At 72.3% G+C, this 16,034-nt stretch carries 18 protein-coding genes; 5 read left to right on the top strand and 13 right to left on the bottom strand.

Annotation, left to right across the window (positions count from 1 at the left end; translation table 11 throughout):
- Nucleotides 1-91: 91 nt before the first annotated feature.
- Both ABD901_RS52590 and ABD901_RS52585 read left to right on the top strand, forming a co-directional pair.
- On the top strand, nucleotides 92-460 hold the full coding sequence (locus ABD901_RS52590) for a PH domain-containing protein (RefSeq protein WP_345142098.1): 369 nt from the start codon (nucleotides 92-94) through the stop codon (nucleotides 458-460).
- Between the two features lie 28 nt (nucleotides 461-488).
- The gene (locus ABD901_RS52585; RefSeq protein WP_380139096.1) at nucleotides 489-719 is read left to right on the top strand and encodes a DUF4236 domain-containing protein; all 231 of its coding nucleotides are present in this window, start codon (nucleotides 489-491) and stop codon (nucleotides 717-719) included.
- A 34-nt stretch (nucleotides 720-753) separates the two neighbouring features.
- Here the strand turns inward: ABD901_RS52585 and ABD901_RS52580 are convergent, their stop codons facing one another.
- Together ABD901_RS52580 and ABD901_RS52575 are read right to left on the bottom strand one after the other, a co-directional pair.
- A complete protein-coding gene (locus tag ABD901_RS52580; protein ID WP_345142096.1) occupies nucleotides 754-1,143 on the bottom strand; it encodes a ribonuclease domain-containing protein in 390 nt (129 codons plus the stop codon).
- A 38-nt stretch (nucleotides 1,144-1,181) separates the two neighbouring features.
- Nucleotides 1,182-1,625 (bottom strand): hypothetical protein, encoded by a 444-nt coding sequence (locus ABD901_RS52575; RefSeq protein WP_345142093.1) that lies wholly within the window; start codon nucleotides 1,623-1,625, stop codon nucleotides 1,182-1,184.
- 84 nt (nucleotides 1,626-1,709) lie between these two features.
- On the opposite strand from ABD901_RS52575, the gene ABD901_RS52570 reads away from it, so the two are divergent.
- Genes ABD901_RS52570 through ABD901_RS52560 form a run of 3 tightly spaced genes read left to right on the top strand, consistent with a single transcriptional unit; the run spans nucleotide 1,710 to nucleotide 3,639 of the window.
- Nucleotides 1,710-2,069: a GntR family transcriptional regulator gene (locus ABD901_RS52570; RefSeq protein WP_345142200.1), complete on the top strand. Its 360-nt coding sequence runs from the start codon at nucleotides 1,710-1,712 to the stop codon at nucleotides 2,067-2,069.
- Nucleotides 2,066-2,944, top strand: coding sequence for an ABC transporter ATP-binding protein (locus tag ABD901_RS52565; RefSeq protein WP_345142092.1), 879 nt, complete (start codon nucleotides 2,066-2,068; stop codon nucleotides 2,942-2,944). The genes ABD901_RS52570 and ABD901_RS52565 overlap by 4 nt, the downstream gene beginning before the upstream one ends.
- Nucleotides 2,941-3,639, top strand: a complete 699-nt coding sequence (locus ABD901_RS52560; protein ID WP_345142089.1) for a hypothetical protein — start codon at nucleotides 2,941-2,943, stop codon at nucleotides 3,637-3,639. Before ABD901_RS52565 ends, ABD901_RS52560 begins: the two co-directional genes overlap by 4 nt.
- A 236-nt stretch (nucleotides 3,640-3,875) precedes the next feature.
- Here the strand turns inward: ABD901_RS52560 and ABD901_RS52555 are convergent, their stop codons facing one another.
- The 11 genes from ABD901_RS52555 to ABD901_RS52505 form a co-directional block, all read right to left on the bottom strand.
- Entirely contained in the window at nucleotides 3,876-4,160 is a 285-nt protein-coding gene (locus tag ABD901_RS52555) for a hypothetical protein (RefSeq protein ID WP_345142087.1), read from the bottom strand.
- 18 nt (nucleotides 4,161-4,178) lie between these two features.
- Nucleotides 4,179-5,609, bottom strand: coding sequence for an argininosuccinate lyase (argH, locus tag ABD901_RS52550; protein ID WP_345142084.1), 1,431 nt, complete (start codon nucleotides 5,607-5,609; stop codon nucleotides 4,179-4,181).
- A 109-nt stretch (nucleotides 5,610-5,718) separates the two neighbouring features.
- On the bottom strand, nucleotides 5,719-6,234 hold the full coding sequence (gene argR, locus ABD901_RS52545) for an arginine repressor (RefSeq protein ID WP_345142082.1): 516 nt from the start codon (nucleotides 6,232-6,234) through the stop codon (nucleotides 5,719-5,721).
- On the bottom strand, nucleotides 6,231-7,139 hold the full coding sequence (gene argF, locus ABD901_RS52540) for an ornithine carbamoyltransferase (RefSeq protein ID WP_345142077.1): 909 nt from the start codon (nucleotides 7,137-7,139) through the stop codon (nucleotides 6,231-6,233). Before argF ends, argR begins: the two co-directional genes overlap by 4 nt.
- Complete coding sequence (locus tag ABD901_RS52535) at nucleotides 7,136-8,311, bottom strand: acetylornithine transaminase (RefSeq protein ID WP_345142076.1); 1,176 nt, start codon at nucleotides 8,309-8,311, stop codon at nucleotides 7,136-7,138. The genes argF and ABD901_RS52535 overlap by 4 nt, the downstream gene beginning before the upstream one ends.
- The gene (argB, locus tag ABD901_RS52530) at nucleotides 8,308-9,192 is read right to left on the bottom strand and encodes an acetylglutamate kinase (protein WP_345142073.1); all 885 of its coding nucleotides are present in this window, start codon (nucleotides 9,190-9,192) and stop codon (nucleotides 8,308-8,310) included. Before argB ends, ABD901_RS52535 begins: the two co-directional genes overlap by 4 nt.
- Nucleotides 9,189-10,364, bottom strand: a complete 1,176-nt coding sequence (gene argJ / locus ABD901_RS52525; RefSeq protein ID WP_345142071.1) for a bifunctional glutamate N-acetyltransferase/amino-acid acetyltransferase ArgJ — start codon at nucleotides 10,362-10,364, stop codon at nucleotides 9,189-9,191. The genes argB and argJ overlap by 4 nt, the downstream gene beginning before the upstream one ends.
- Nucleotides 10,361-11,365 (bottom strand): N-acetyl-gamma-glutamyl-phosphate reductase, encoded by a 1,005-nt coding sequence (argC, locus tag ABD901_RS52520; protein ID WP_345142069.1) that lies wholly within the window; start codon nucleotides 11,363-11,365, stop codon nucleotides 10,361-10,363. Before argC ends, argJ begins: the two co-directional genes overlap by 4 nt.
- Nucleotides 11,366-11,411: 46 nt before the next feature.
- Nucleotides 11,412-12,830, bottom strand: coding sequence for a hydrolase (locus ABD901_RS52515; RefSeq protein WP_345142067.1), 1,419 nt, complete (start codon nucleotides 12,828-12,830; stop codon nucleotides 11,412-11,414).
- Nucleotides 12,831-12,869: 39 nt separating this feature from the next.
- On the bottom strand, nucleotides 12,870-15,587 hold the full coding sequence (locus ABD901_RS52510) for an AAA family ATPase (RefSeq protein WP_345142064.1): 2,718 nt from the start codon (nucleotides 15,585-15,587) through the stop codon (nucleotides 12,870-12,872).
- 116 nt (nucleotides 15,588-15,703) lie between these two features.
- Nucleotides 15,704-16,034, bottom strand: a 331-nt coding sequence (locus ABD901_RS52505; RefSeq protein ID WP_345142062.1) for a hypothetical protein, incomplete at its 5' end; no start/stop codon positions are given.

Genomic DNA, 16,034 nt, shown 5'->3' with positions numbered 1-16,034 from the left:
AAAGGTATCTTGTAAGTCCCATTCCCATCACCGCCGCGGTGCGCGGCACACGTCACGTTGCGATGTTGATGCCGGTGGCTACGTTGAAGGCATGGCGCAGCAGGCGAAGTACGACCGCAGGGAACAGTACGACCAGATCGCCTCCGGCCTGTTGCCGGGCGAGAGCATCATCGCGGTCTACGACGCGGTCGGGGTCGGCACCGGATTCATCGGCCTCACCGACCGGCGGGTGATCCTGCAGGACCGGTCGTTCGTCGGCAAGCGGGTCGCGATCACCTCGATCCCCTACGGCAAGGTCACCGCGGTCTCGGTGGTGAGCAACAAGTCGTGGGCCGGCAGCTTCTTCAGCAGCGGCACGGTGGCAGTGCACGTAGGCACGCACACCTACGAGGTCGACGTGCGCGGCGTCGAGAAGACGCAGCACATCCACAACGTGATCCTGCATTACGCAGGTCGATGAGCGGGCCGGTGGCGCCACGGTGGCGGCCATGGGTCATCCTGGATGGCGGACCACCACCCCCGAGGAGGACTCGTTGCCGATCCTGTTCCGTAAGGCGTTCCGCATCGGCCCCCTGGTGCTGAACTTCACCCCGAAGGGGTTCTCCTCCTGGGGCCTGAAGCTCGGCCGCTGGTCGTGGAACTCGCGCACCCGGGCGCACCGCTACGACCTGCCGGGCCCGTTCTCGTGGCGCAGCAAGGGCAAGCGCAGCCAGGACTGACCCGGCCGCGCCCGCCCCGGGGCGACCGCCGCGACTAGAGCCGGTAGAAGTCGGTGTAGTGGTTCGGCGAGTACCAGGTCGCCCCGGTGCCGCGGTTGATGATGATGCGCTTCGCGTCGCGCGCGGCGCCCTTGTTGCGCGGGATGACGTCGTACTCGTAGTAGGTCGCGCCCGACGGCAGCTCGCCCTCGTTGTTGTAGTACCGGCCGCCGGCGAAGTTGTACTTGCCGTAGGGCCAGGCGTACCAGTTGCGCGAGGTCGGGAAGCCCAGGCTGCTCCAGCCGGACCGGGCGGTGCGCGCGTCGGCGCAGCCGGAGATGGTGCACGAGGAGAAGACCGACGCGTGTGCGGCGGTCGCCGGGGCCACCAGCATGCCGGTCAGCAGCACGACAGCGACGGCGAGACGGCTCAGCAAGCGAGTCATGCGGACATCGTCGCGCATAAATATCGACGAGCGGGAGATTACTGATGAACAGGTACCGCCGCGATATGTAACGAGACGACGGGCAGCGAACGCGGGTCGACGCTCCACTGCGACGCGACCCGGAACACGTCGTTCTCGTCGACCAGCGCGTCCTCGTCGGACATGAACACGTCGGCGCCGTAGGCCCGCGCCCAACGGTGCATGACCAGGCTGCGGTCGGTCGCGAAGTACTGGACCTCGGCGCCGAGCTGCATCGACAGCGCGGCGATCCCGCTCCACCGGAACAGCCACTTGCCCGCCACGAGGCACCACTGGTCGACCACCGTGACCACCACCCGGTCGTCGGTGAAGTGCGCCAGGTCCAGCCCGGTGCGCGGCTCCACGACGCCGAGGTCCTTCAGGCCCAGCGCGTCCATCACGAGTCGCGGCTCGGCCCGCACGGCCAGCCACGCCATCTTGGGCCCGAAGCCCGCTGTCGTCATGTCACGAAGATAGCCCTTGACACCCGGGTTCGTCGGTTGCATGGTTAGTTACATGAGTAACGAACCAACCAACCTGGACGAGTGATGGACGACGGGCGGCCGATCTTCCTGCAGATCGCGGAGCAGATCGAAAACTCGGTGATCGACGGCAGCCTGCCCGAAGAGGGCCAGGTCCCGTCGACCAACGAGCTCGCCGCCTTCCACCGGATCAACCCCGCCACCGCCGCGAAGGGCATCAACCAGCTCGTCGACGACGGCATCCTCTACAAGAAGCGAGGCATCGGCATGTTCGTCTCCCCCGGCGCGCAGGCCAAGCTCCGGCAGCGCCGGCGCGACCAGTTCGCGGCGCTGTACCTCCAGCCGCTGCTCGCCGAGGCGGCGAAGCTCGGCATCCACACCTCCGAGCTGAAGTCGATGATCGAGCGGTACGAGGAGAACCGATGAGCACGGTGGTACGCGTTTCCGGGGTGACCAAGCGCTACGGCTCGGTCACCGCCCTCGACGACGTGAGCTTCGAGCTGCAACGCGACCGCATCTACGGCCTGCTCGGGCGCAACGGCGCCGGCAAGACCACGCTGATGCAGGTCCTGACCGGCCAGCAGATCGCCACGGCGGGCGCGATCGAGGTGTTCGGCGCCCACCCCTACGAGAACGCACAGGTCCTGCGGCAGGTCTGCTTCATCAAGGAGAGCCAGCGATACCCGGACACCTTCCGCGTCCGCGACGCGATGTTCGCCGGCCGGATGCTGTTCCCGAACTGGGACGAGGCCTTCGCCCGAAGGCTCCTGCAGGACTTCGACCTGCCGCCGAAACGCCAGATCAAGAAGCTGTCCCGCGGCATGCTCTCGGCCCTCGGCGTGACCATCGGCCTCGCCTCCCGCGCGCCGCTGACGTTCTTCGACGAGCCCTACCTCGGCCTCGACGCCGTGGCCCGCCAGCTGTTCTACGACCGGCTCCTGGCCGACTACGCCGAGTTCCCGCGCACCGTCGTGCTCTCCACCCACCTCATCGACGAGGTCAGCGACCTGATCGAGCACGTGCTGCTCATCGAGCGCGGCCGGCTCGTGCTCGACGAGAGCGCCGAGTCGCTGCGCGGCCAGGTCGTCACCCTGACCGGCCCGGCCAGCGCCGTCGACACCCTCACCGCCAACGCCGACGAACTGCACCGCGAGCGCCTCGGCGCGCTGACCCGCGCCACGGTCCGCGGCCGGGTCGAGCCCGGACAGGCCCGCGCGGCCGGCGTCGAGCTGCAGCCGGTGTCGCTGCAGCAGCTGGTCGTCCGCATCACCACCGCCGAGCAGAAGGAGCACGTGTCATGAACCGCCTCGCCGCGATCGCACGCCTGCAGGCCGTCGGCCGACGCGACGCGCTGCTCTGGCCGATCGTGATCCTGGCCATCGCGTTCGTCACCAACGTGGTGGTCTTCGCGTCCATCACCGACCAGATCAAGGGCGAGGATCCCATCACCGGCGCCCTGGCCAGCATCTACTTCACGTCCCTCGCGTTCGGCGCGGTCGCGGTGACGCAGCACTTCCCGTTCGCGCTGGGCCTGAGCGTCACCCGCCGCGAGTTCACGGCCGCTCTGGGCCTGTTCGCACTGGCGCAGACCCTCCTCTATTCGGCTGTCCTGGTGCTCCTGCAGACCATCGAGAACGCCACCGACGGCTGGGGCCTGCACCTGCGCTTCTTCGGCCTGGGCCTGTTCGACGACTACTCCCCGCCGGTGCAGTTCGTCATGTACGCGGTGCCCCTGCTCCTCATGACCCTGATCGGCACGACGCTCGGCGCCCTGTACATCCGCTGGCGCACCAACGGCATCCTCACCGCAACGGCGGCCACGATCCTGCTCCTCGGCGCCGCGGCGGCCCTGCTGGGCTACTACAACGGCTGGCGCGCGGTGGGCCACTGGCTGACACACACGAGCCCCGTGGCCCTGTTCGCGGGCTGGCCCCTGCTGCTGGTCCTGGCCTTGGCCGCCGGCTCGTTCGGCGCTCTTCGCCGCGCAACTCCCTGATCCTGTGGCCATTTACGAAAAATCCGGCGCCTCCGGCGCCGAATTTTTCGGACTTATCATCATTTTATAGGGTTCGCTCGCATGCAGTGCTGCTGCTGGAGCGCACCCGTGGAGTGCGGCGCACCTGCAGGATGCGACGGACGCATTTTCTTTCCACGATCAATGCGCTTTCGACCCTCCTACGGACCGCGCACCGAAAAGCGCGTGATCGCGGAAAGAAAATGCCGCGCCGCGCCTCAGCCGACGGTCTCCGCCGGCTCCGCGATCCACTCGTCGGGTCCGGTCTGGCGCCACACGAGATCCCCGACCGGCGCCGAGTCGTCGCCGCCCGACGCCCGCCCGGAACGCCACAAGGGCAGCGAACGCAGGCGCTCCTCCAGGACCCGTCGGGCGACCTCAGGCGGCGCGTCCGGAGGCGTCCCGCGCAACTCGCCGCAGGTCATCCCGCCCGCCGCGTCGAGCACCGTGGTGCGCCAGGCCGACGGGGTGCGGTACAGCAGTACCGAACGGAAGGCATGCACGGGATCAGTGTCCGCACGTCAGTCGCGCGGGATGACCTGCTCACCGGACCAGTCGCGCCAGCGGTCGAGCTTGTCGGCGGCGGTGGCGAGCTGGTCGGAGACCGGGCCGGGGCCGGTGGAGCCGGGCGTGGTACGCGCGGCCAGCGCCCCGGGCACCGAGAACACCTCGCGGACGGCGGGGGTCAGGTGCGGGCTCACCGCCGCGAGGTCGGAGTCGGAGACCTCATCGAGGCCGATCTCGCGCGCGGCGCAGATGACCACGAGCTTGCCGGTGATCTCGTGCGCCTCGCGGAAGGCGACGCCCTGGCGGACGAGCCACTCGGCGACCTCGGTGGCGAGGGTGTATCCGACCGGGGCCTGCGCGGCCAGCCGGTCGACCCGCACGGTCATCGTCGAGATCATGCCGGCGAGCGCGGGCAGGACGAGCTCGAGCGTGTCGACGGCGTCGAAGACGGGCTCCTTGTCCTCCTGCAGGTCCCGGTCGTACGCCAGGGCGAGGCCCTTGAGCATCGTGAGCACGCCGGTGAGGTGCCCGACGAGCCGGCCCGACTTGCCGCGGGCGAGCTCGGCGATGTCCGGGTTCTTCTTCTGCGGCATGATCGACGAGCCGGTCGCGAAGGCGTCGTCGAGCTGCACCCAGCCGAAGGCGGGCGTCGTCCAGAGCACGACCTCCTCGCCGAGGCGCGACAGGTGTACGCCGGTCAGCGCCGCCACGAACAGGAACTCGGCGACGAAGTCCCGGTCGGCGACGGCGTCGATCGAGTTGGGCGCCGCGGAGGCGAAGCCGAGCTCCTTGGCCACCTGCGCCGGGTCCAGCGGCAGCGACGAGCCCGCGAGGGCGCCGGCGCCGAGTGGGCTCACGGAGGCGCGGGCGTCCCAGTCGCGCAGCCGGTCGAGGTCGCGCAGCAGCGCCTGGACGTGCGCGAGCAGCTGGTGGCCGAACGCGATCGGCTGGGCCGGCTGCAGGTGCGTGAAGCCGGGCGCGGGCGTGTCGACGTGCCGGGCGGCCTGCTCCATGAGCGCGTCGGCGAGCTCGACGATGCGGGAGGCGACCCCGCGGGCGTGGTCGCGCAGGTACAGCCGCAGGTCGGTGGCGACCTGGTCGTTGCGCGAGCGCCCGGCGCGCAGCTTGCCGCCGAGCGTGCCGAGCCGCTCGAGCAGCCCGCGCTCCAGGGCGGTGTGCACGTCCTCGTCGTCGACGGTCGGGCGGAAGTCGCCGGCGGCGCAGGCGGACTCGAGGTCGTCGAGGGCGGCGAGCATCCGGCCGAGCTCGTCGGCGTCGAGCAGGCCGGCGCGGGCGAGGACCCGGGCGTGTGCGCGGGAGCCGGCGAGGTCGTACGGTGCGAGCCGCCAGTCGAACTGCACACTCACGGACAGCCGGGCGAGGGCCTCGGCGGGCCCTCCGGCAAAGCGTCCGCCCCACAGGCGGGTCGGGGTCTCAGAAGCCACGCAACGATCCTTCCACAGCACGTAGCGCAAGATCACCGCAACGTAAGGGCCCTACGAGCGGCTACTAAATCATGGAAATGTCCGATAAATGCGGCGCGGAGCGTCGTATTTATCGGGATAGTTCGGAGGCCTCGTCGGCGGGCTGGCTCCAGGCCGTCAGCTTTGCGGCCAGCAGCTCCCCCGCCGCCGGTCGCGCCGGATCGGGGGCCTCGCGCGCCACCACCAGGATCGTGTCGTCGCCCGCGATCGTGCCCACGATGTCGGGCAGGCCGGTGCGGTCGATCGCGCTGGCCAGGAACTGCGCCGCGCCCGGCGGCGTGCGCAGCACCACGAGGTTGCCGGACCAGTCCACGCCCGTGAGCAGCTCGCGCAGCAGGCGGATGAGGCGCGTCGGGGCCTCCTCGGCCGGGCGCAGCGCCCGCTCGCCGTCCTCCGGGATGAGATACGCCCCGCGCACCTTCACGGCCCGCAGCTCCTCCAGGTCACGCGACAGGGTCGCCTGCGTGACCTGGAAGCCGTCGCCGGCCAGCAGCTCGGCGAGCTCGGTCTGCGAGTGCACCGCCGCGCCGCGGATCAGCGCCGAGATGCGGTCCAGCCGTGCCGCCTTGGTGCCCGGAGCGCTCATCGTCGTTCCAGCAGGAACGCCAGCAGGGCCTTCTGGGCGTGCAGCCGGTTCTCGGCCTCGTCCCAGATCGCCGACTGCGGTCCGTCCATCACCTCGTCGGTGATCTCGTCGCCACGGTGTGCGGGCAGGCAGTGCAGGACAATGGCGCCCGGCTTGGCGCTCACGAGCAAAGAGCCGTTGATCTGGTACGGCAGGAAGGGCGTCCGCCGATCCAGCCCGTCGCCCTCCTGGCCCATCGACGTCCACGTGTCGGTCACGAGCACGTCGGCGTCCTTGGCCGCCTCGGCCGGGTCATCGACGACCTCGACCACGCCACGCTGCCGCGCGGCGGCGAGGATCTCGGGGTCGGGCTCGAAGCCGGGCGGGCCGGACAGCCGCACCCGCATGCCGGCGGTGGTGCCCGCGAGGGCGTAGGAGTGCCCCATGTTGTTGGCGGTGTCGCCGAGGTACGTCATGATGCGCCCCTGCGTCCCGCCGAGCCGTTCCCGCACGGTCTGCAGGTCGGCGAGCAGCTGACAGGGGTGGAACCCGTCGGTGAGGGCGTTGACGACCGGCACGGTGGCGCCGGCGGCGAGCTCGGCGAGCCGGGCGTCGGAGTTGGAGCGGATGACGATCGCGTCCACGTAGCGCGAGAGCACCTTGGCGGCGTCGCCGATCGTCTCGCCGCGGCCGAAGTGGGTCTTGGACGCGTCGATGATGATCGGGGCAGCGCCGAGCTGGGCGATGCCGACCTCGAAGGACACCCGGGTGCGCAGCGACGGCTTCTCGAAGATGACCGCGACCGCCTTGCCGGCCAGCGGCTTGACGCCGTTGCGGTCGGCCTTCATCGCGGCCGCGAGCTCGAGGACCTGCAGCTGCTCGGCCGGGGTCAGGTCGTCGTCGCGGAGAAAGTGCCGGACGGTCATGACGGCTGCACCGCCGTGAGCGACGGGCCGAGGGCGGCCACGAACGCGTCGGCCTGCTCCTCTGTGAGGATCAGTGGCGGTGCGATGCGCAGCACGTCCGGCTGCGCGGCCTGGGCCAGGAAGCCCTTGTCGCGCATGACGGCGGCCAGGGCGCCGGCCGCCGGGCCGCGCAGGACGATGCCGAGCAGCAGGCCGGAGCCGCGCACGCCGGTGACGAGCGGGTGGCCGAGCGCCTCGACGCCGCGGCGGATGCGCTCGCCGAGCCGCTTGGTCGCGTCGAGCAGGTGCTCGGACTCGATGGTGTCGAGCACGGCGAGCGCGGCGGCGCAGCAGACCGGGTTGCCGCCGAACGTGGAGGCGTGCATGCCGGGGCCGAGCAGCGTCGCGGCGTCGTCGAAGGCGATCATCGCGCCGAGCGGCAGGCCGCCGCCGAGGCCCTTGGCGAGCGTGACGACGTCGGGGCGCACGCCCTCGGCCTGGTGCGCGAACCAGTAGCCGGTGCGCCCGATGCCGGTCTGCACCTCGTCGAGGGCGAGCAGGGCGCGGTGCTGCGCGGTGATCTCGCGCGCCGCGGTCAGATACCCGGCCGGCGGTACCACCACGCCCGACTCGCCCTGGATCGGCTCCAGCAGCACCATCGCGGTCGCGTCGTCGACGGCCGCGGCGAGCGCGTCGACGTCGCCGTAGGGCACGTGGACGACCTCGCCGGGCAGCGGCAGGAACGGCTGCTGCTTGGCGGGCTGGCCGGTGAGCGCGAGGGCGCCCATGGTGCGGCCGTGGAAGCCGGCCTCCGCCGCGACGATCTTCGTGCGGCCGGTGCGCCGGGACAGCTTGAACGCGGCCTCGTTCGCCTCGGCGCCGGAGTTGCCGAAGAACACCGTGCCGGGGCGGCCGGCGAGGGCCAGCAGCCGCTCGGCGAGGGCCACGACGGGCGGCGAGGCGAAGAGGTTGGAGACGTGCCCGAGCGTGGCGATCTGCTCGGAGACCGCGGCGACGACGGCCGGGTGGCCGTGGCCGAGCAGGTTCACCGCGATGCCGCCGAGGAAGTCGACGTACGAGCGGCCGGCCTCGTCGACGACGATTGCGCCGCTGCCGCTGACCAGACCCAGCGACGGCGGACCGTAGGTGTTCATGACCGAAGCCTCGAACCGCGACGTCAGTGAACTCGTCATTGCCCCACCACCATGGTCCCGAAACCCTCCGACGTGAACACTTCCAGCAGGAGCGAGTGCGGCACCCGCCCGTCGACGACGTGCGCGGCCGGCACCCCGCCCTTGACCGCCCGCAGGCAGGCCTCCATCTTCGGCACCATCCCCGACTGCAGCGTCGGCAGCAGCTCGGTGAGCTCGTCCGCGGTCAGCTGCGAGATCAGCGAGGACGGGTCCGGGTAGTTGCGGTAGAGCCCCTCGACGTCGGTGAGCACCACGAGCTTGCGAGCCTGCAGTGCCACCGCGAGCGCGCCGGCCGCGGTGTCGGCGTTGAGGTTGTGCAGCACACCATCGGCGTCGGGGGCGACCGTCGACACGACCGGGATCCGGCCGGCGGCGATGAGGTCGGCGACCGCGGAGACGTTGACCCGCTCGACGTCGCCGACCTGGCCGATGTCGACCGGCGCGCCGTCGACGATCGCGGGGCGGCGCACCGCCGTGAACAGCCCGGCGTCCTCGCCCGACATGCCCACCGCGTGCGGGCCGTGCTCGTTGATGAGCCCGACGAGCTCCCGGCCAACCTGCCCGACGAGGACCATGCGCACCACGTCGGCGGTCTCGGCGGTGGTGACCCGCAGGCCGCCCTTGAACTCGCTGGCGATGCCGAGCCGCTTGAGCATCGACGAGATCTGCGGCCCGCCGCCGTGCACGACGACGGGCTTCATGCCCGCGTGGCGCAGGAACACCATGTCGGCGGCGAAGGCGCGCTTGAGCTCGTTGTCGACCATGGCGTTGCCGCCGTACTTGACGACGATCGTCGAGCCCGAGAACCGCTCCAGCCACGGCAGCGCCTCGATGAGCGTGTTGGCCTTGCCGAGCGCGATCCCCAGATCCCGCCCGTTCACGAGCTGTAGGCCGAGTTCTCGTGGACGTACCCCATGGAAAGGTCGTTCGTCCAGACGGTGGCGGACTCCTCGCCGGCGTGCAGGTTCACGGTCACGGTGACGCCCCGGGCGCTCAGGTCCACCTTGGAGCGGTCCTCGCCCGCGGCGCCGCCCTTGCAGATCCACACGCCGTTGATGGCCACGTCGACCTCGTCGGGCTCGAACGCGGCCGCGGTGGTGCCGATCGCCGCCAGGATGCGCCCCCAGTTGGGGTCGTTGCCGAAGAACGCGGTCTTCACCAGGTTGTTGCGGGCGATGGAGCGGCCCACCTCGACCGCGTCGGCCGCCGAGGCCGCGCCGGTCACGTCGATCGCGATCTCCTTGGTCGCGCCCTCGGCGTCGGCGATGAGCTGCCGGGCCAGGTCCGCGCAGACCGCGGTGACCGCCTCGGCGAGCTCCGCCGGCGTCGGCTCGATCCGGGAGGCGCCGCTGGCCATGAGCAGCACGGTGTCGTTGGTCGACATGCAGCCGTCGGAGTCGATGCGGTCGAACGTGACCGCGGTCGCCTCGCGCAGCGCGGCGTCGAGGATGGACGCGTCGGCGACGGCGTCGGTGGTGAGCACCACGAGCATCGTGGCCAGGCCCGGCGCGAGCATGCCGGCGCCCTTGGCCATGCCGCCGACGGTGAAGCCCTGCCCGCTGTGCACGGCGGTCTTCGGCACCGTGTCGGTGGTCATGATGGCCTTGGCCGCCTCCGCACCGCCGTCGCGGGACAGGCCGCGCGCGGCCGCGTCGACGCCGTGCAGCAGCTTGGGCATCGGCAGCCGCTCGCCGATGAGCCCGGTCGAGCAGACCGCGACGTCGCCGGCGCCGACCGGGAAACGCGACGCGCGGCCGGACAGCACGGCCGCGGTGTGCTCGGCGGTGGCGTGGGTGTCCTGGAAGCCGGCCGGGCCGGTGCAGGCGTTGGCGCCGCCGGAGTTGAGGATGACGGCCCGCACGATGCCGGCCTTGAGCACCTGCTGGCTCCACAGCACGGGCGCGGCCTTGATGCGGTTGCCGGTGAACACCGCCGCGGCGGTGGTGTCGGGCCCGTCGTTGACGACGAGCGCCACGTCGAGCGCCCCCGCCGTGGCCTTGATGCCGGCGGCGACTCCCGAGGCCCGGAAACCCTTCGGTGCGGTCACGGTCATGGCGCGATCCCGTCGATCGCCAGCCCCGCCGTCTCCGGCAGGCCCAGCATGATGTTGGCGTTCTGCACGGCCTGGCCGGCCGCGCCCTTGACAAGGTTGTCGCTGGCCGAGACGACCACGATCCGGCCGCTGTCGATGTCCGCCGTCGCCTGCAGGTGGACGGAGTTGGACCCGAACGTCGCCCCGGTCTGCGGCCACTGGCCCTCGGGCAGCACGTGCACGAAGGGCTCGTCCGCGTAGGCGGCGGCGAGCACGGCCCGCGGGTCGGCAGCGCCGAGCGGCCGCGCGGCCACCGTCGCCAGGATGCCCCGGGGCATCGGCGCCAGCACCGGCGTCATCGACAGCGTCCGCGCGCCGCTGGCCTGCTTGATCTCGGCCACGTGCTGGTGTGCGCCGACCTTGTACGGCGTCATCGAGCCCATGACCTCGGAGGCGAGCAGGTGCTGCTTGGCCGCTCGCCCGGCGCCGGACGTGCCGGACGAGGCCACCACGACCACGTCGTCCGGGTCGGCGACGCCGGCCGCGATGAGCGGCGCGAGGGCGAGGATCGTGGTCACCGCGTAGCACCCGGTGTTGGCGACCCGGGTCGAGGCCGCGATCAGCTCCCGCTGGCCGGGCAGCTCGGGCAGGCCGTAGGTCCAGGTGCCGGCGTGCTCGCCGGGGTAGTACTTCGTCCAGTCGGCCGGGTCCTTCAGCCGGAAGTCGGCGCCGATGTCGACGATGCGCACCGACTCGGGCAGCTGCGCGGCGACGGCCGCCGACTCGCCGTGCGGCAGCGCCAGGAACACCAGGTCGGCGTCGGCGAGCACGGCCGGCTCGGTCTTGGCGAGCACGACGTCGCGGAAGGATCGCACGTGCGGGTGAACGCTCCCGATCGTCGATCCGGCCTGCGCAAACCCGGTGGCCACGGCGAGCTCGAGGTTTGGGTGGCCGGCGATGAGCCGCAACAGCTCACCGCCGGCGTACCCCGACGCCCCCGCGACGGCGACACGTATTCCCATGCGCTCGACTGTATCTCTATGCAAGCGCAGGTTTCAAGCAGGTAACTCAGGCGCCCTTGATGCTCAGGTCGTCGAGCAGGAACGAGGTGGCCAGCTTGCTGCCCTCGACACCCGTGAAGGTGATGGTCACCGAGCCGGTGGCGTTCACGGTGAGTGTCCGCTGCTGGTACGTCGTCGCGGCGTCCACGTTGGAGTACGTCGCCAGCGTCGTCCCGCCGGCCGCCACCGTGAGCTTGTCATATGCGGTGCTACCCGTCTCGTCGGTGTCCACCCGCAACCAGAAGGTCAGCGTGGCCCGCGTGCATCCGGACGGGATCGTCACCGTCTGCGACAGGGTGTCGGTGTGCGCCGAGCCGTACCCGTTGAGCCACGCCTTCCAGGACCCGCCGTGCGCGGCGTACGACGTGTCGTTCGACACCACGCCCGAGGTCGCGGTCCAGGGGCTCGCCGAGCCGGTCTCGAAGCCGGGGTTGCCGAACAGCTCGGCCCCGCCGCAGGTGCCGCCGCCGGGCGTCGTCGGCGGGGTCGAGGTCGGCGGGGTCGTGGTGCCGGTGCCGGCCAGCCAGGCGGTGGCGTTGAGGGCTAGGGCGGCGTTGGTCCCGGCGGTGTCGTTCCACCCGTCGTAGAGCGTGTTGCCCGACTGCCCGGTGCCGTCGTCGATCGGCGAGCTGTCGCCCCAGACCGCCACGCGGCCGGAGCCGAAGGTCGCGGTGGTGAAGAACGCGCCGGTGTTGCCGCCCGGGGTGAAGCCGCTGCGGTACACCAGCCCCTTGACCGAGGCGTTGTCCGCCGGGTGCAGCGTCTGGGTGCTGCCGTTGCGGATGATGCTGCCGCGCACCTTGCCGAAGGGCCCGTTGACGACCGGGTCGGTCGTGCTGGAGATCGCCACCGGGTTCTCGGTGCCGATGTTGTTCACGTCGACGCTGAAGCCGAACGGGTCGGTGTTGTCCACGCCGTTGTTGCTCATGAGGTCGTTGGCGATGCGCACCGAGTCCCAGCCGTCGTTGTTACGGTCGCTGGCGGTGTGGTCGACGATCAGGAAGAACCCGCCGCCGGCCTGCACGAAGCGCATGATCGCGCTCTTCTCGGCGGCGCTGAGCGGCGCGTTGGGCTCGGGCATGACGAACTCGTCGAAGTTCTTGAGGTCCAGCGCGCCCGACCCGCCGTAGGTGATGGTGCTGCCGGCGGGGAGGGTCTTGAGGCTGTACTGCCCGGTGCGCTGCAGCGCCACGCCCCACGCCGACAGCGCCCCGGTCCACGAGGTCTCGCTCGTCGGGTTGGCGTTCTGCCCGAGCGGGTCGGGCTGTGACGTGCTGATGATCCAGTCGGCGTTGCCGGCGGTCTCGGCCTTGGAGTTGTCGAACAGGACCCGGTGCACGGCCGCGGCCTGGGATGTGGCCGCGCCGGCGAGGTAGGTGATGCCCGCCGTCATGAGCACGACGGCGAGCAGGGCACGCTTCAACACAACGACCTCCGATAGAAGGAATCGGAGGAAGTCTATGTCTTATTCGGGATCCAGGAACCGGGCAAGCTGTGAACGGTTGCGGACGTTGAGACGGCGGTACAGCCGCGTCAGGTTCGCCTCGACCGCCTTGATTGACAGGAACAGTGCCCGGGCGATCTCGCGGTTGGTCGCGCCCGCCCGCACCAGCTCGACGATGCGCCGCTCGGTCTCGGACAGCCCCGCGCCCCGGCCGCCGTCCAGGCGGGCCAGGTCGGCGGCGGCGACCTCGCGCCACGGGTGGGCGTCCGCCATGGCGTAGCGGCGCACCGCCTCGGACAGGGCGGCCCGCGCGGCGCCGCGGCGATGCGCGCGCCGCTCGAGGCCGCCGAGGGTGTAGTAGGCGCGGGCCAGCTCCAGCGGGTAGGGGTGCTCCTGCCACTGCTCGATGGCCCGGTGCAGCGCCTCGGCGCCCTCGCGGGCCTCGCCGGTCGCGGCGGTGAGTACCGCCCGGGCACGGGCCAGGCCGAGGAACACCACCTGGCGGTCGAGGTGGCGGGCGCGCTGCTCGACCTCCTCGAGGACCTCGGTGGCCTCGGCGCGGGCGCCGGCGCCGACGAGCGCCTCGACGAAGTCCGCGTGCCACGGCAGGATGCCCGGATCGAGCCGGCCCAGGCGCTGGTCGAGGGCGTAGGCCTCGCGCATCGCCTCGGCGGCGGCCACCGGGTCGCCGCGCAGCATGTGCACCAGGCCGCTAGTCGCGTGCGCGAGCTTGATCCAGTCCTCGTCGCCGGCGGCGAGACAGGCGGCCAGGCCGCGGTCGGCGTGCCCGGCGGCGGCGGTCGCGGTCCCGCCGGCGTACTCCACCAGCGCCGCCACCAGGTACCCGGGCCCGGGCGTGGTCTCGACGTCGACGTAGAGCCGCACGCAGTCCCGCCCGGCGGTGAGCGCGTCGGCGCAGCGCCCGGCCCGCCAGTAGATGCCGGCGACCGAGACCAGCACGGCGGCGAGGTCGCGCACGGTGCCGGCCCGCTCGACCGCGATGCGCAGCGCCTCGATGCGCCGCACCGCTTCGGCGGTCTCGCCCTTGAACAGCCGGCTCATCGCGGCGACCTGCCGGGCGGCGACGGTGGCCGGGGTGAGCGACAGGCCGCGGGCGAGCTTGCCGGCCCGCTCGAGGTACTCGTCGCCCTCCGTGCCGAGCAGGATGTTGCCCCGCCAGCTGAGCACCTCGACGAGCCGCTCCATGTCGCCGCACAGCTCCGCGGCCTCCTCGGCCCGCTTGAGCTCGGCCAGGGCGGCCTCGCCGTCGCCGTCCCAGTAGGCCTTGACCGCCTTGTACAGCCGCACGTGCGCCAGCAGGTCCGGGGTGTCGACGGCCTCGACGAAGGCGGCGTCGAGCAGCGGGCCGGAGTTGGAGTGGTCCTCGCCGGACATCTCCACCAGCAGCAGCCGCGCGCCGACCCGGGTGCGCCGGTCGGCGGCGTCGCGCAGGGCGGCGGTGGCGTGGCGGCGGGCATCGGCGGGCGAACCGGCCGAGTACGCGTACTGTGCGGCGCTCAGCCGGCGTACCGCAGCCACTCCCGGAGTGTCCCGGGGCGTGCGCTCGGCCGCGAGCGCGGCGAGGTCCGCGGCCATGGCCGGCGCGCCGCGCAGCCGGGCGGCGGAGGCGGCGTCGGCCAGGCACTCGGCGAGGCCCTCTTCGGGCTCGGGGCGGGCGGCGGCGAGGTGCCGGGCCCGGTCGACCGGGTCGGTGACGGTGTCGGCGAGCCGCTCGTGCGTCTCGCGGCGGGCCGCCGGGGTGGCGTCGGCGTAGACCATCTCGCGCAGCAGCGGGTGGGAGAAGCGGATGACGCCGTCGGCCTCGACCTGCAGTACCCCCGAGGCCAGCGCAGCCTCGACCAGCCCTTCGGCGAGCCCGCACGCGCCCAGCAGGGCGAGGCTCGGCCGGGCCGCCGCGGCGACGACGAGCAGCGCCGGGCGGTCGATCGCGGGCAGGGAGGCCAGCCGCGCGGTGAGCAGCTCGCGCAGGCGCTCCGGGACGGGCAGCGGGTCGGTGGCCGGGTACGAGCTGCTGCCGATGGCCCGGCCGAGCTCGACGGCGTAGAGCGGGTTGCCGGCGCTCGCCTCGTAGATGCGCTGCACGTGCGCCCGCCCCGCCTCGGCGCCGAAGCGGGCCCGCAGCAGGTCGGCGACGTCGCTCTGCGGCAGCGGCGGCACCGGCAGCGTGACGGTCGGCGGCGGGCACAGGTCGAGCCGGCTGGGCGCGCCGCCGTCGGGCACCCGCTCGGCGGCGAGCACCCGCACCGGCACCTCGCCGAGGCGGCGCGAGACGAAGCGCAGCACCCCGGCACTGGGCTCGTCGATCCACTGCACGTCGTCGAGGATGAGCAGCACCGGCCGCTCGGCGGCGAGGATGCGGAACAGCTCGAGCACGGCCAGGCGCACCGCGAGCTGGTCGTGCGGCGTGGCGGGCAGGGCGCTGCGCAGCAGGGCGCCGTCCAGGGCCGCGCGCAGGTGGGCCGGCAGCTGGTCGGAGGCGTCCGGCGCGCCGTCGAAGAGGTCGACGAGGGCGAGGTAGGGCAGGTCGGCCTCGGCCTCCGCGGCCGCCGCGCGCAGGACCAGCGCCTCGGCCTCGGAGACGGCGAGGGCGTCGAGGATGGTGGACTTGCCGATGCCGGCGGGGCCGCACAGCACGACGCTGCCCCCCGCCGCGAGCCGCTCCCGGGCGTGGTTCAGGAGATCGGCCCGCCCGATGGGCGCCGACGAGGTGCTCACCACGACGCCGAGTCTCTAACGAACGCCCGTTCGTCGCAACGGCCGGAGAACGGCGCGGTACGTCGATGTGAAGCTTGATCGACCGCGGATCATCGCAGCCGGGAGCAGGGCGGCACCGCTCACCACCCCGGCCGCGGCCACCGCGCGGCATGGACCGTAACCCCCCGCGAACCGGGCTGTACAAGGCATTCCGCCCGCGCGCCGGTCACCGCCGGCGCCCGCCGCGGCCCGCCGTCGCGCGGCCCTGCGGGGCGCAGCCCGGCGCCCGGAACTCGTGTCAAAAGTGTCGCGAACACGACAAGTGGCGTTCGGCGGCCACGGCAACCGGATACGCCATCCGAGAGTTCCCGCAGCGCGGGCAGCGCGGGCAGCGCGGGCAGCGCGGGCAGCGCGGGCAGCGCGGGCAGCGCGGGCAGCGCGGGCAGCGCGGGCAGCGCGGGCAGCGCGGGC

This window comes from Dactylosporangium darangshiense, from assembly GCF_039537565.1.
Lineage (GTDB): Bacteria > Actinomycetota > Actinomycetes > Mycobacteriales > Micromonosporaceae > Dactylosporangium > Dactylosporangium darangshiense.
Note: the sequence above shows the minus strand (reverse complement) of the source record. Positions and strands in the feature narration are given on the sequence as shown.

Bases quoted from the DNA above. Each gene is read 5' to 3' on its own strand.
- ABD901_RS52590 (WP_345142098.1), top strand. From the start codon at position 92: ATGGCGCAGCAGGCGAAGTACGACCGCAGGGAACAGTACGACCAGATC.
- ABD901_RS52585 (WP_380139096.1), top strand. From the start codon at position 489: ATGGGTCATCCTGGATGGCGGACCACCACCCCCGAGGAGGACTCGTTG.
- ABD901_RS52580 (WP_345142096.1), bottom strand. From the start codon at position 1,143: ATGACTCGCTTGCTGAGCCGTCTCGCCGTCGCTGTCGTGCTGCTGACC.
- ABD901_RS52575 (WP_345142093.1), bottom strand. From the start codon at position 1,625: ATGACGACAGCGGGCTTCGGGCCCAAGATGGCGTGGCTGGCCGTGCGG.
- ABD901_RS52570 (WP_345142200.1), top strand. From the start codon at position 1,710: ATGGACGACGGGCGGCCGATCTTCCTGCAGATCGCGGAGCAGATCGAA.
- ABD901_RS52565 (WP_345142092.1), top strand. From the start codon at position 2,066: ATGAGCACGGTGGTACGCGTTTCCGGGGTGACCAAGCGCTACGGCTCG.
- ABD901_RS52560 (WP_345142089.1), top strand. From the start codon at position 2,941: ATGAACCGCCTCGCCGCGATCGCACGCCTGCAGGCCGTCGGCCGACGC.
- argR (WP_345142082.1), bottom strand. From the start codon at position 6,234: ATGAGCGCTCCGGGCACCAAGGCGGCACGGCTGGACCGCATCTCGGCG.
- argF (WP_345142077.1), bottom strand. From the start codon at position 7,139: ATGACCGTCCGGCACTTTCTCCGCGACGACGACCTGACCCCGGCCGAG.
- ABD901_RS52535 (WP_345142076.1), bottom strand. From the start codon at position 8,311: ATGACGAGTTCACTGACGTCGCGGTTCGAGGCTTCGGTCATGAACACC.
- argJ (WP_345142071.1), bottom strand. From the start codon at position 10,364: ATGACCGTGACCGCACCGAAGGGTTTCCGGGCCTCGGGAGTCGCCGCC.
- argC (WP_345142069.1), bottom strand. From the start codon at position 11,365: ATGGGAATACGTGTCGCCGTCGCGGGGGCGTCGGGGTACGCCGGCGGT.